At 73.2% G+C, this 13439-nt stretch carries 12 protein-coding genes; 6 read left to right on the top strand and 6 right to left on the bottom strand.

From position 1 onward, the window contains the following. Positions 1 to 64: 64 nt before the first annotated feature. The 4 genes from JW592_RS16130 to JW592_RS16145 all read right to left on the bottom strand — a co-directional run bounded on the left by JW592_RS16130 (position 65) and on the right by JW592_RS16145 (position 6326). Entirely contained in the window at positions 65 to 1360 is a 1296-nt protein-coding gene (locus JW592_RS16130; RefSeq protein ID WP_209265769.1) for a hypothetical protein, read from the bottom strand. Further along, complete coding sequence (locus JW592_RS16135) at positions 1357 to 3555, bottom strand: DUF3492 domain-containing protein (RefSeq protein WP_209265770.1); 2199 nt, start codon at positions 3553 to 3555, stop codon at positions 1357 to 1359. The genes JW592_RS16130 and JW592_RS16135 overlap by 4 nt, the downstream gene beginning before the upstream one ends. Before the next feature lie 221 nt (positions 3556 to 3776). Beyond that, the gene (locus tag JW592_RS16140; protein WP_209265771.1) at positions 3777 to 5267 is read right to left on the bottom strand and encodes a DUF3152 domain-containing protein; all 1491 of its coding nucleotides are present in this window, start codon (positions 5265 to 5267) and stop codon (positions 3777 to 3779) included. A gap of 3 nt (positions 5268 to 5270) precedes the next feature. Continuing rightward, a complete protein-coding gene (locus JW592_RS16145) occupies positions 5271 to 6326 on the bottom strand; it encodes an alpha/beta fold hydrolase (RefSeq protein WP_209265772.1) in 1056 nt (351 codons plus the stop codon). A gap of 265 nt (positions 6327 to 6591) precedes the next feature. On the opposite strand from JW592_RS16145, the gene JW592_RS16150 reads away from it, so the two are divergent. From JW592_RS16150 to JW592_RS16165, 4 genes are all read left to right on the top strand, one after another. After that, positions 6592 to 6840, top strand: coding sequence for a hypothetical protein (locus tag JW592_RS16150; RefSeq protein WP_209265773.1), 249 nt, complete (start codon positions 6592 to 6594; stop codon positions 6838 to 6840). A gap of 226 nt (positions 6841 to 7066) precedes the next feature. Then, positions 7067 to 7690 (top strand): TetR/AcrR family transcriptional regulator, encoded by a 624-nt coding sequence (locus JW592_RS16155; RefSeq protein WP_209265774.1) that lies wholly within the window; start codon positions 7067 to 7069, stop codon positions 7688 to 7690. Between the two features lie 181 nt (positions 7691 to 7871). After that, a complete protein-coding gene (locus JW592_RS16160; RefSeq protein WP_209265775.1) occupies positions 7872 to 8099 on the top strand; it encodes a DUF3107 domain-containing protein in 228 nt (75 codons plus the stop codon). A gap of 224 nt (positions 8100 to 8323) precedes the next feature. Beyond that, positions 8324 to 8683: a hypothetical protein gene (locus JW592_RS16165; RefSeq protein ID WP_209265776.1), complete on the top strand. Its 360-nt coding sequence runs from the start codon at positions 8324 to 8326 to the stop codon at positions 8681 to 8683. Here the strand turns inward: JW592_RS16165 and JW592_RS16170 are convergent. Further along, positions 8634 to 9404 (bottom strand): ferritin-like fold-containing protein, encoded by a 771-nt coding sequence (locus JW592_RS16170; protein ID WP_209265777.1) that lies wholly within the window; start codon positions 9402 to 9404, stop codon positions 8634 to 8636. The genes JW592_RS16165 and JW592_RS16170 overlap by 50 nt on opposite strands. A 531-nt stretch (positions 9405 to 9935) precedes the next feature. On the opposite strand from JW592_RS16170, the gene JW592_RS16175 reads away from it, so the two are divergent. Then, positions 9936 to 11555 (top strand): DEAD/DEAH box helicase, encoded by a 1620-nt coding sequence (locus tag JW592_RS16175; protein ID WP_229376138.1) that lies wholly within the window; start codon positions 9936 to 9938, stop codon positions 11553 to 11555. 254 nt (positions 11556 to 11809) lie between these two features. After that, entirely contained in the window at positions 11810 to 12712 is a 903-nt protein-coding gene (locus JW592_RS16180; protein ID WP_209265778.1) for an alpha/beta fold hydrolase, read from the top strand. A gap of 3 nt (positions 12713 to 12715) precedes the next feature. Here the strand turns inward: JW592_RS16180 and JW592_RS16185 are convergent, their stop codons facing one another. After that, complete coding sequence (locus tag JW592_RS16185) at positions 12716 to 13324, bottom strand: MarC family protein (protein WP_209265779.1); 609 nt, start codon at positions 13322 to 13324, stop codon at positions 12716 to 12718. Positions 13325 to 13439: the final 115 nt, after the last annotated feature.

A 13439-nucleotide genomic window follows, 5' to 3' on the forward strand; every position in this document is an offset into this window, starting at 1 on the left:
TCGGTGTCGCACGGGCGGGTACGTAAGCCCGTGCCGGAACGTGGGGTCGGGAGCGGTGCTGCGCTCATGCGGGCACCGCCTCCCGGTGGTGTGCCGAGGCGCCGGCCAGCACAGTGGCCGCGTACGCCAGCAGAACGAGCGCCGCGCAGCCGCAGGCGGCGACGGGCAGGGCCGTGGCTGAGTGGTGTGCGACCAGGAGCTCGACGGGGCGGCCCAGCACCGCGAGTCCGGGCAGGCGTGCAGCCGGTACCGAGAGCAGCGCCAGGGCCTCCAGCGCGCAGGCGGAGGCGAGCCCGGCGAAGGCGGCGTGCCGGAAGCCGTGCGCGGTCAGCAGGAGCGCGGCGAACAGCAGCATGCCGCAGGCGGCCGCACCCGCGGCGGCGGACTGCCAGCCGGCCAGCGGGTCCGCCCCGCCCGCGGGAGCGCCGTCGGCGCCGAACAGGCCGAGCGGACCGCCGACGAGGGCGTGGGCAGCCCACTGGAGCGCCGGAAGACTCACCGCGACGGCGCACACGGCGAGCGCCAGCAGCGGCCGCACTCCGGAGGCGAACTCCTCCAGGCTCCGGCTGCCCGCCAGCCTGCGCCGCGCCGCCAGGGCGAACCCGCGCGCGCACCAGACGGCGGGCGCGACAGCGAGCGAGAGCCCGAACGCGACACCGGGTGAGGGGATACCGGGCGACGGAAAGCCGGGGCCGCCGAGGGACTCGGGTCCGCCGCCCAGTTGCCCCTCCAGCAGCCGGTCCCCGTACAGGGCGTATCCGGTCAGCCAGCAGGCGCACAGGAAGAGCCCCGTGGGAAACCCGGCGGTGCCGACAGCGGGTGGAACGCGGGGTACGAGCCGGACGGCCACAATGACGCTGCCCAGCACGACCGCCGCACCCACCGCGCACAGGGTGGCCCAGACCGCCGCGTGGCTGCCGCCGAACAGGACGAGCCAGGCAAGCGTTCCCGCGCACAAGAGGGCGGGCAGCAGAGGGAGGACGAGCGGCGCGCCCCGGTAGGACGACCATTCCGCCCCCATGGCACCCGTCGACCGGCGGGTGTCCCCCGGGGCGCGCGGACCGGCAGGCGATCCGGCGGGCGGTCCGGCGGGCGGTCCGGCGGGCGCGTGCGGGACCGGCCCGGCGTACGTTTCCGTGAACGGCCCGGCGTGCGCCTCCGGGTGCGGGGCGCGCGCGTACATCTCTTCGGCAAGGGAGAAGACATCCCGGTGACGGCACCGGGCGGCGGTCCGGTCCGTGACTCCGCTGGCCTCCAGTCCGGCGGCGATCTCCAGCGGGTCGACGGCGCGCTCGCACAGCGCGCGGTGGCTGCGCAGCAGTACGCGTACCGGATCGCCTGCTGCGGGACGTGTCGTCACGGCGCCGTCGCCTCCCCGGGCTCGGCCCCGACGGCCGCCCACTCCGCGACCGGCCGCTCGTCCGTGGCCGCCCGCTGCCCGACGGGCCGTTCAGCGGGGAGCCGCCGAGCGGCCGTCTCCTCCGGCGCCGCGCGCTCCGCACTGGCCCAGCTCGGGACGTGCGCCAGGCTGCCTCCCGCCACCTTCGTCCCGCCCGGTCGGCCACCGGAACGGCTGCCGGTACGAAGGCCCTCCGCACCGCTCACCGCATGGGCCGTCACGCCGCACACAACACTGCTCGCCGCGCTGCTCGTGGTACTGCCCGTCGAGCCGTTCCCCGTGCCGCTCGCCCAGCGGCCCGGCAGATGAGCCTCAGCGGGGCGGGCGAAAGGGCGCCCCGCGTCCTCTCCTGCGGGGTCCTCGCACACGGTGTCCTCCCGGCCGACCCGGTGGCGGGAGATCAGTTCCAGGTAGATGCCGCGGAAGGACTCGACGTTCTGCCGCACCGTGAACAGCTCCAGCGCCCGCGCCCGCGCGGCGGCGCCCAGACGTGCCGCGCGCGCCGGGTCACGCAGCAGGTCCGCACAGGCTTCCGCCAGCGCACGGGGGTCGCGCGGCGGGACGAGGAGGCCGGTGCCTCCGACGACTTCGAGTGCGGCACCGACGTCGGTGGAGACCGTGGCCCGGCCGCAGAACATCGCCTCCACCAGCGACACCGGGAACCCCTCGACCACACTGGAGAGCACCACGACCCCGCCCAGCGCGTAGGCGTCGGCCGGCGTGGGCACGGCCGGGGTGCCGACCTCCTCGAAGGTGACGGGGCGCTCCGCCTTCCGGGCCCCCGGCGGGAAGAGCCGCTCGGCCAGTGCCCGGCAGTGCGCCAGGTAGGTACCGTCCGGCCCGCCGGGGCCCGCTGTCTCGACGATCCGCAGCCGCGCGGTGGGCACCGCTTCGCGCACCCGGGCGAAGGCATGCAGCAGTGTGCCCAGATCCTTGGCCGGGCTGCTGGTCCCCACCCATACCAGCGTGGGTGCTCCGGCAGGCCGTGCGCCGTCGGCCGGGGGCAGGTCGGTGACCTGCTCGCCCACGGCGTCGAAGGGAGCGGCGTCCATGCCCGGGTAGACGGTGCGCAGCCGTGCGCTGTCCGCGCCGCACCTGACCTGCCAGCGCCGCGCGTGGGAGTTCCCCGGGGTGATCAGCTCCGCCTGTTCGTACGCCTCACGGGCGAGCCGCCGCTGGAAGGAGGCGAGCAGTGCGCGTACGGGGGCGCCCGCGACTCCGCGCGCGACGGCGCCGACGGCGCTCGTCAGGTAGTGCTCGCGCAGCCGTACGCCGTACTCGGTGATCAGCAGCGGCACCCCGAAGGCCCGCTTGGCCAGCAGCCCGGGCAGCGCGGCGGGACCGGCCCCGACCGCGTGACACAGGTCGGCCGCCGACAGCCCCGGCTCCTCGCCGCGCTGCCCGTACCAGTCCAGCGAGAGGGGGCGCAGGGCGCGTTCCAGGCGCTCGGTGACGGCGAGCAGATCGGGTACCTGCGCGGCGTGCGCCGCGGGGAGTGCGCCCGGCGCACGGCAGGCGGACTCCAGGATGCGTACAGCGCTCTCGGAGCGCAGCGCGGTGGCCAGTCCGCCGCGCTCGGCGGCCAGTTCTGCGAGTCCGTACAGGCCCGCGGCGAAACGGTCCGCCTGCCCGTCGGCGGGCGCGCGGCCCTCGCCATGCGCCCCGAGTGGCCCGTGGGCCCCTTGGGCCCCGCCCACCGCCGGTGCCGAGAGACCACCGGCGGGCCTGTCGGTCCGGTCGGACCTGCGGGGCCTGTCGGACCTGTCACCGGCGTCGGGGCCGGGAGTTCCCGGGCTGCCTGTGCGCTCCAGGGGGCCCGTGCGGGGGTCGGCGTCGGCGTGGTTGGCGCAGACGGCTTCGGCGAGCGCCGCGAAGTGCTCGCGGAAACGACGCTTCTCGCGTCGTCCGTAGGCGCCGCCCGCGAGGCCGCGCGCGCCCTGCGTTCCGGGCCCGGGCCCCCACAGTGGCGCGGTGCGCACCAGAGTCACGCCGGGGGGCAGTTCGCACCAGCCGGTCTCCTCCTGGCGGGCGCTGCGGCTGAGGGCGAACACCGCGAACTCGTGGCCGTCCAGGCCGCGCAGCAGACGGTCGCACCACAGCGCGGACTCACCCCTCACATAGGGGTAACCACCCTCCGTAAGCAGTGCGATGCGCACGTGCGCACCCCCGATCACTCTCGTGGCGTGCCGGGCGCCTGACGCGGCTCATCGCGTGGCGCAGCGGCGGAACGTTGAAGACGCACCAGACGCTATGTGTGCGCCCCCACCGCGTGCTGGACGGTTGTCCGTCACGCCACCGGAAGGGGTGAAGACCCGTGACTTTCGCGCGAGTCGCGCGTTGTTGCCCTCCGGCCGGGCGGCGGCCGGGGACGCGTGCCCTAGTCGCGCGGGTACGGCCAGGGGTTGATACGGCACGTCTTGCCGTTCGTGGTCAGGTACTTGGTCTGCTGCATCATCACCGGCGCCGGCTTGCCGTCGGCCGGGCAGCCCACATGCCCGCGCCCGAGTCGGTGACCGACCTCGTGGTTGACGAGCATCTGCCGGTAGGCGAGCATCTCGTCCGGCCCGTAGGTCGAGGCGCCGCGCGCCCACCGCCAGGCGTTGATCATGACCCTCTCGGTCGCTGCCGAGTCGCAGGACACCTTCTGCTCACTGGTGTCCAGGCCGGACTTGGCGCACCACACATCGGTGGTGCCCGGGGTGGCCAGGGTGATGACGAACTTGACCTTGCCGGAGGAGACGCGCTCGAAGCTGCGCTTGCCGCCGTGCGCCCAACTGCGCTCGTCGTTGAGCGTCTTGTGGACAGCCTGCGCGAACAGTTCGCCGTCCAGCGGCAGTCCACTCTCGATGTCCACCCGGTAGCGCACCACCTCGCCCTTGCCCGGGCCCTTCTCGTGGCCCGGCACGGGGGTGAACTTGCCCGAGCCCTTCAGGTCGTCGGCCAGCGGGTACTGGCTGGCCATCTTCGTCTCGTAGGACGCGTGTTCACCGCCAGGGGCGGGGCGGCTGCCGCGGTCGGCGCGCTCGGGGCCGGAGGCGTCGTCCGCGTCACCCGGTGTCCGCTTCCCGGTCTTCAGCCCCCGGCCCGCGTCCCCGGAGCTGTGCTCGCCGCCGGCGACCTGCGCTGCGGCGACGATCGCCAGCACGGTCGTGATGGCGGCGGCGGCGATCCCGGTGGCGGTGCGGGCCCGGCTGCCCTGCTTCCCGCGTGAGTCCGGGTCAGGCTGCTCGGAGGCGGGCGCGGCACTGTCCGGAGGGCCGCCGACGGCGCCGCCGTCCAGGGCTTCTCCAGGCTCCTGCCGGGCACCGGCGGGGGGTTGGGTGCCGGCCGCTCGCGCGGCGCCGTCCGGGGCGCTGCCGGGCGGTACGGCGCCGGGCGGTACGGCGCCGGGGGCACCCGCGGCGAAGACGTCGTCTTCGAAAGCGTCCAGATACTCCTGGCGCGGACCACCGGGGCGCTGCCGGCCGACGACGGGTCCGGCCGCGGGACCGCCCGCGGGACCTGCTGCGGGGCCGCGGAGTCCGGCCTGGCGGGGACGGGGGACGGCGTCCGGCTGCTGGGGGTGGTCACCGCGCGTCGGCTGCTCACCGGTGAACGCGGGAACGCCGTGCGCCGGGGTGGGCTGGGGCCCGGGGTCCGCCGGACGACGGCCGTACCCGGGGGGCGCGGCGGGCGACGGCCCGGCGGAGCCGCCGGGACCGCTCTGCGCGGGCACACCGTATCCCTGTACGCCGGTACCGCCCCGCTCCTGCGGAGCGTTCCTGGGGCGGGTGCGGGCAGCGGTGGCGGGACCGGGGTCCTCCGATATCCGGGCGCGTTCCTCTCTGCGCCCGAGTCCGGCCTTGCCCTTGCGGCTATGGCGTCCCACTTGTCACCTTTCGGGGTTGCCGGGGCCCGCGTGCGTGCGGTCTCCGGCCGAGGAGTCGTTCAGCCGCCGTGTCGCCGGTTCCGCGTCGTCGATCAGCTCACGGACCGCGCCCGCGACGATCTCGGGGTACTCCATCATGGCGACGTGGCCCGCGTCCGGCAGCGCCAGCAGCCGGGAGTCGCGGAAGGCGGCCGAGGCTCGCCGCGCCATACGGAAGGCGACCAGCTGGTCGCGCCCACCGTAGACCAGAAGGGTGGGCGCCAGCACCCGTTCCGCCTGCCGCCACAGCGCGTGCTGCCCGCCCAGTGTGTAGGCGTCGACGATGCCCCGTGTCGAGCGGACCATGGCGTCCCAGAAGTACGGCAGCTTCTCCCTGCGTGCGTACTCCTCGACGGCCACCGCGAAGTCCTCGGGCGTCACCCGCGCGGGGTCGCCGTAGCAGAGCCCGAGCACGCCGCCCGTGCGCCGCTCGGGCGGCCAGTCCTTGGTCAGCCTGCAGAACAGCGCGGCGATCCCGGGGACCGCCAGCATCGCGGTCGGCCAGGCGGTGCGCTGCGGGGGTATCTCGGGCAGCGCGGGCGAGACGAGCGTCAGCGTCCGTACGAGGTCGGGCCGTACGGCGGCCACCCGGGTGGCCACGGCGCCGCCCAGGGAGTTGCCCAGCAGGTGCACGGGTGCGTGGCCGCAGGAGTCCAGATAGCGGATGACGGCGCGGGCGTGCGCCGAGACCGAGTAGTCGCCGCTGTCGGGCGGCGGGGAGTCACCGAAGCCGGGCAGGTCGATCGCCTCGCCACGCACGTCAGGGGCCAGCTGGTGCATCAGCGCCGACCAGTTGAGGGAGGAGCCGCCCAGCCCGTGCACATACAGCGCGCGCGGACGGGTGTCCTGCGCGGGGTCCACGGAGTCCTCGCGCCTGCCTCGCAAGGCGAGTGTCAGTCCCGGCAAAGAGACCGTCCGCAACGTCTCCCGCCGCCCGACGCGGGACCGCGTGAGAGAGGCGGACGGGGCAGCGGTACGGGCCGCGGAGGCGGGGGCTCCCGGCTGCTCGGTTGAGGACATGGAGCAATGTTACGAGACGATCACGCGCGCCCTCACGTGTTCACCGTCACAAGAAGAAGCACACTGGTGTACAGGGAGAGCGCGGGCTCGCGGCCGGGGTCGTCACGGCCTTGTGCCCGTGCGACCCCGCGGGATGCCCCGGGAAGTACGCGGTGGAGTATGCAGTGCGGAGCGGGAGGCATCAGGGCGTGCGCCCCGGGTCACCCGCTCCTAGTCTCGTAAGTAGGGCCCTGCTCTCGGGCCCCGCCTGGAAAGGGGAGTCGGCATGTCTGTCAATCCGACCGATCCGGAGACCTTCGACCCCTATGACGCCTACGACGCCTATGACGCCTACGAGGAGGAACCGGAAGGAAACGGGGCTCCCGAGGCCCCCGAGGCGGACGCGGCGGAGCAGCAGGCCGACCTGCTGGTGCAGCGTGACGACCCGCTGACCGGGCGCAGCTACGAGGTGGACCCGGCCGACGCGGCGGAGCAGGCGCGCGTGGTGGAGCTGAACGAGGACGACTACCGCTAGAGCGAGCCGATCGAGTACTGGTTGGCGGAGCGCGCTGACAGCGCACTGATAACGCGTACGGAATCAGGACGAGTGCCGCCAAAACGCCATCGGACCGGGGCTCCACGGAGAGCGGAACCGGACACCGGAGCGAAATTTGGTGGGCCGGGAAGCTACCACCTCCGTTACCGAAAAGTACGATGGCGGCGCAGCGCAGCTCGCGCTCAGGATCATTCAGGGAGGCGGCGTGACAGCCATCGAGCAGACCGAGGCGCGCCCGCGTGGCACGCGTCTGCCCCGCCGGGCGCGACGTAACCAACTGCTGGGCGCAGCTCAGGAGGTCTTCGTCGCGCAGGGCTACCACGCGGCGGCGATGGACGACATCGCCGACCGCGCCGGAGTCAGCAAGCCGGTGCTCTACCAGCACTTTCCGGGAAAGCTTGAGCTGTACCTCGCGCTTTTGGACCAGCACTGCGAGGCGCTGCTGCAGGCCGTGCGCACGGCCTTGGAGTCCACCACGGACAACAAGCAGCGGGTGGCGGCGACCATGGACGCGTATTTCGCCTTCGTGGAGAACGAGGGCGGCGCCTTTCGGCTGGTCTTCGAGTCCGACCTGACCAACGAGCCCGCAGTGCGCGAGCGCGTGGACAAGGTGAGCCTGGACTGCGCAGAGGCCGTCAGCGAGGTCATCTCGGAGGACACAAAGCTGCCGTCGGAGCAGTCGATGCTGCTGGCCGTGGGGCTGTGCGGAATGGCCCAGATCACCGCGCGCTACTGGCTGGGCGCGGGACAGCAGATTCCGCGGGACGCCGCGGCGAAGCTGATCTCCTCGCTCTCCTGGCGCGGTATCGCCGGGTTCCCGATGCAGTGACGAAGACGCAGTGACGAACCGGTGCGGCAGCCCGCAGGGCGCGGTTGTTCGCTGCTGGCGTGCGACCGCGCACCCTCGGCGTCCCTGCTGAGAGCTAGGGTTGCTCCGTACGGCGCGGCTGGCCGCGCATCGCATCCCGGGCACCGCCATGGGATACCAGGACCGTCGGAGGGACATAGCCGTGGAGGTCAAGATCGGCGTGCAGCACGCGCCTCGCGAGATCGTCATGGAGAGCAAGCAGACTCCTGACGAGGTCGAGAGCACGGTCGCGGCGGCACTGGAGAAGGGCTCCGGGCTGCTCAGCCTCATGGACGAGCACGGCCGGAAGATCCTGGTCCCCTCGGACCGCATCGCCTACGTGGAGATCGGTGAGGCATCGGGCCGCAGGGTGGGCTTCGGCGCGATCTGACCGGGCGGCGCCACCCGGGCGCACGCACGAGAGAACACGACGCACACACGTACGAGAAACGCACAGGTGTACGCGGGTAGCGGCACCGGTGCACGCGACTGACGGCGGCTGCGGGGATTCCTCCCGCGGCCGCCGTTTCAGCTTCCGCACCCGAGGGGAGGACGGGGACGACCCCGGACCGCCGGAGCGCGGTCCCGCATCCGGCCCCAACCGAGGAGGTCCTCATGATCTGGGAGGCTCTCGGCTCCGCAGCCCTCGGATTCGCCCTCGCGCTCGCCGCGACCCGGCGCCTGACCGAGCGGCTTCCCGACCGGCGGCTGGTGCTCGCGACGGGCCCCGTCGCCGCTCTCGTCGGCGGACTGATCTGTCACACCGTGCTCGGTCCCGGCCACCTGGTGGCGACCTGGTGCGTGGCGCTGGGCTTCAGCACGGCCCTGCTCTCGCTGCTGCTGCGGGACGAGTCACCGGGGCGCCGGCAGTGGCGCCAGGATGCCCTGCCCGCCGCGCAGGGCCCGGCGGGCGCCGGCGTCGCCTTCAGGCAGCGAGACCGAGGGCGGCCATCCGCTTCGTATGGGCCTCGGTGATCCTGGAGAACATCTTGCCGACCTCCGCGAGGTCGAAGCCGTCGGCGACCCCGCCGACCAGCATCGTGGAGAGCGCGTCGCGGTCGGCCACCACCCGCTGGGCCTGGGAGAGCGCCTCTCCCATCAGCCGCCGCGCCCACAGCGCGAGCCGCCCGCCCACCCGCGGGTCGGCCTCGATGGCGGCGCGCACCTTCTCCACCGCGAAACTGGAGTGCCCGGTGTCGTCCAGCACGCTCAGCACCAGTGCACGCGTGTCGGCGTCGAGCCTGGCGGCCACCTCGCGGTAGAAGTCGGAGGCGATGGAGTCACCTACGTACGCCTTGATCAGCCCCTCCAGCCAGTCGGACGGCGCGGTGAGACGGTGGAACTCGTCCAGCGCCTCGGCGAACGGCTCCATGGCCGCCGTGGGGTCCTCGTCGATACGCGCCAGCCGCTCGCGCAGCTTCTCGAAGTGGTGGAACTCGGCGGACGCCATCGAGGCCAGCTCGGCCTTGTCCGCGAGGGAGGGCGCCAGCTTGGCGTCCTCGGCCAGCCTCTCGAAGGCCGCCAGCTCTCCGTAGGCCAGCGCGCCCAGCAGGTCGACGACCGCGGCACGGTAGGTCGGGTCCGCCGAAGCGCGCTCCCAGCTCTGGGTGGCGATCGAGGTGGCAGGGGCGGACTCGGCGGCCCCGCTGTCGTCGGAAGACTGGGCTTCGGCGGCGGTCTTGTCAGGCGTCTCCATACCTCGCACGATAGCCCGCAACCGCAGGTCGGACAGGACCCCTCCCGGCCTCAGTCGTCCCACCAGGCCGCAGGTGAGCTCGTACACAACAATTGCCCCGGTACAGATGCGCGGATCCGGGGTACAGTGATATTGAGTCCACCGGATGGCGTGGACTCGCTGCATGCATGAAATGCGGATGCCCGGTCGGTGGCCCGATCGGCTCCGACCCGACAGCCTTCCGCCGGACCGTGCTCCCCGCGCGGACCGCGCTGAGAGGGACCGCTCGCGCGAGTGAGGCGCTTGAGCGGGAGACAGTGGTCCCGCACCGCTAGGCGGGCCGCAACGACGGCCGCCTGGTCGCGGTAGATCCTCTCCTCGCTCCGTCGGCCCACCCAGAAGCTGGGTCGGCCGGACGCCGTAGCCGCATTCGCGCGTCACACAGAAGAGGCAAGCATCCTGTCCACTACGTTCAGAGATCTCGGGATTCTCCCCGAGACCGCCGAGGCACTCGAAGCCGTCGGCATCACGTCCCCCTTTCCGATCCAGGAGATGACGCTCCCGGTCGCCCTCGCCGGCACCGACGTCATCGGCCAGGCGAAGACCGGCACCGGCAAGACGCTGGGGTTCGGGCTGCCGCTGCTGGAGTCGGTCACCGTCCCCGCAGACGTCGAGCTGGGCCGCGCCAAGCCCGAGGAGCTGACCGAGGCGCCGCAGGCGCTCGTCGTCGTTCCCACCCGTGAGCTGTGCCAGCAGGTGACCAACGACCTGCTCACCGCGGGCAAGGTGCGCAATGTCCGGGTTCTGTCGATCTACGGCGGCCGCGCCTACGAGCCGCAGGTCGAGGCGCTGAAGAAGGGCGTCGACGTGGTCGTCGGCACGCCCGGGCGGCTGCTGGACCTGGCCGGCCAGAAGAAGCTGCGGCTCTCGCAGATCAGGACGCTGGTCCTGGACGAGGCCGACGAAATGCTCGACCTGGGCTTCCTGCCCGACGTCGAGAAGATCATCGAGATGCTGCCCACGCGGCGCCAGACGATGCTCTTCTCCGCGACGATGCCCGGCCAGGTCATCTCGCTCGCCCGTCGCTACATGAGTCAGCCCACGCACATCCGCGCCACGGCACCGGACGACGAGGGCCAGACTGTGGCGAACACGACGCAGCACGTCTTCCGCGCCCACTCGATGGACAAGCCGGAGATGGTCTCCCGCATCCTCCAGGCCGAGGGCAGGGGCCTGGCGATGGTCTTCTGCCGTACGAAGCGCACGGCGGCCGATGTCGCCGAGCAGCTCTCGCGGCGCGGCTTCGCGGCCGGCGCGGTCCACGGCGACCTGGGCCAGGGCGCCCGCGAGCAGGCGCTGCGCGCGTTCCGCAACGGCAAGGTCGACGTGCTGGTGTGCACGGACGTCGCCGCGCGCGGTATCGATGTCGACAACGTCACACACGTGATCAACTACCAGACGCCCGAGGACGAGAAGACCTATCTGCACCGCATCGGCCGCACCGGCCGCGCGGGCAACTCGGGTATCGCGGTCACGCTGGTCGACTGGGACGACATCCCGCGCTGGCAGCTGATCAACAAGGCGCTGGAGCTGGACTTCAACGACCCGGAGGAGACCTACTCCACCTCGCCGCACCTGTACGAGGTGCTTGGCATCCCCAAGGAGGCCAAGGGCATCCTGCCGCGTACCGAGCGCACCCGCGCCGGGCTCGCGGCCGAGGAGATCGAGGACCTCGGCGAGCCCGGTGGCCGTTCGCACGGCAAGCCCGCCGCATCGTCCGCCGAGCGCACGCGCCCGGCGCGCAAGCCGCGCCAGCGGCGGCGCACGCGGGGGGCGCTGCGCGCCGGTGAGACCGCCGGGGCCGATCCCACGTCCGCCGCTCCGGCCGGCAGCGCCGCGGAGCAGGCCGCTGCCACGGCCGAGGGCGCCCCGGGCGCCGAGGCCGGCGAAGGCGGCACCGCGCGCAAGCCGCGCCGCCGTCGGCGCACCCGCGCGGGCGCCGCGTCGGCCGAGGCCGGGGCGCAGGCCCCCACCTCCCAGGAGGGCGGCGAGCGGGGTCAGGCGGCCGTCGCCACCGACGAGGCACCGCGCAAGCCCCGCCGCCGCAGGACCCGCTCAGGCGCCGCGAGCAGCCGTTCCACCGGCACAGCACAGCGGCCCTCGGAGGGCTGACCCCATACGCGACAGCGCGTGGCCCGGCACCCCACGTAGGGCGCCGGGCCACGCGCTGTCCGAGCCCGACCACCGCGTGCCCCGCAGGCCCCACGGGCCGTCAGCCGTCAGCCGTCAGCCGTCAGCCGTCAGCCGCCGAGTGTCCGGTGGTCTGGGCTGCGGTCCGCAGGGGCTGGCAGCCGGTGCGGGCAGGGTGTCGTCGGGCGCTTGTGGGTCGTTGGTGGTCGGGAGCGCGCGGCGGGTAGCGTCCTGGCATGAGCAAGCCCCCCTTTCTCGCGCTGCCCCCGGGTGTGCGCGCGTACCGGATGGCCACCGCGCGTGGGGAGTTCGCCGTGCACGACACGGGCGGCAGCGGCCGGGCCGGTCGTACGGCCCTGCTGTTGCCCGGGTTCACCGGCAGCAAGGAGGACTTCATCGGGCTGCTGGTGCCGCTGGCGCGGGCCGGGTTCCGAGCCGTGGCCGTGGACGGACGGGGGCAGTTCGAGACGGGCGGGCCGCCGGAGGAGTCCGCCTACACGCAGCGGGAACTGGCGCGGGACGTGCACGCGATCGCGACCGTACTGGAGCCCGAGCGGCCCGGCACGGTGCATCTGCTGGGCCACTCGCTGGGCGGCCTGGTCGCGCGTGCCGCTGTGCTCACGGACGCCGCGCCGTTCGCCTCGCTGACCCTGATGAGCAGCGGACCTGCCGCAGTCTCACCCTCCCAGCAGCAACGCGTCAGAATGCTGCTGGACGCGATGCGGACCATGAGCATGGCGGCGATCTGGGAGGTCATGCAGCAGCTCGACCAGTCGGTGGGCTCGGCGGGCGAGGCTCCCTACTCGCGACGTGAGGTCGAGGAGGCGTCCGCTGCGGTGGAGGACTTCCTGCGCCGCCGATGGCTCGCCAACGTGCCCGAACAGCTCGCCGCAACGGGACAGCAGCTGCTCGCCGAGCGGGACCGGGTGGCCGAACTGGCCGCACGGGGGCTGCCGTGCCACGTCGTCTCCGGTGCGGAGGACGACGCCTGGCCGGTGCCGCTGCTGGACGGGATGGCCGAGCGACTCGGCGCCCGCCGTACGGTCGTCACCGGCACGGGCCACTCCCCCAACGCCGAGCGGCCGGCGGAGACCGCGCGCGCCCTCACGGATTTCTGGCTCGGCCTCTCCCCGGGCTGACGTTCAGCCCTTGCCCTGGATGAACTGGGTGATGCCGCCGGCGATCTGCTGGACGGCGATGGCCGACAGCAGCATGCCCGACAGCCGCGTGACAAGCACCACGCCACCGTCCTTGATGACGCGGATGATCAGCAGTGAGTACCGCATCACCAGCCAAAGCACCAGGTGCATGGCCACGATCGCCGTCCAGACCGAGAGCTGACCGCCCCAGCCGTCCGCGCGCTGCACGGCCAGGATGACGGAGACGATCGCGCCGGGCCCCGCCAGCAGCGGCATCCCCAGCGGTACGAGCGCCACGTTGACGTCCTTGGTCTGGGTGGGCTCGTCGGACTTGCCGGTCAGCAGGTCGAGCGCGACGAGCAGGAGCAGCAGCCCGCCCGCCACCATCAGCGCCGGGATGGAGACGTGCACATAGTCGAGGATCTGCTTGCCGCAGATCCCGAACAGGGTGATCACCCCGAAGGCGACGGCTGCCGCCTGCCACGCCATCCTGCGCCGGACCTTGACCGGCCGCCCGGAGGTGAGCCCGAGGAAGATCGGCGTGATACCGGGCGGGTCCATGATGACGAAGAGGGTGAGGAAGACGGACCCGAACAGGGCGAAATCGAACACGGTGTTGCCTGTGCCTTGCTGAGACGGAACGGAACGGAACGGGAGGGCCAGGACGGCCCCGGAGGGCGGGGCCGGGACGGCCCCCGAAGAGGAGTGGGCTGAGGCGCGCGGGCGC

This window comes from Streptomyces spirodelae (assembly GCF_017676385.1).
GTDB lineage: Bacteria > Actinomycetota > Actinomycetes > Streptomycetales > Streptomycetaceae > Streptomyces > Streptomyces spirodelae.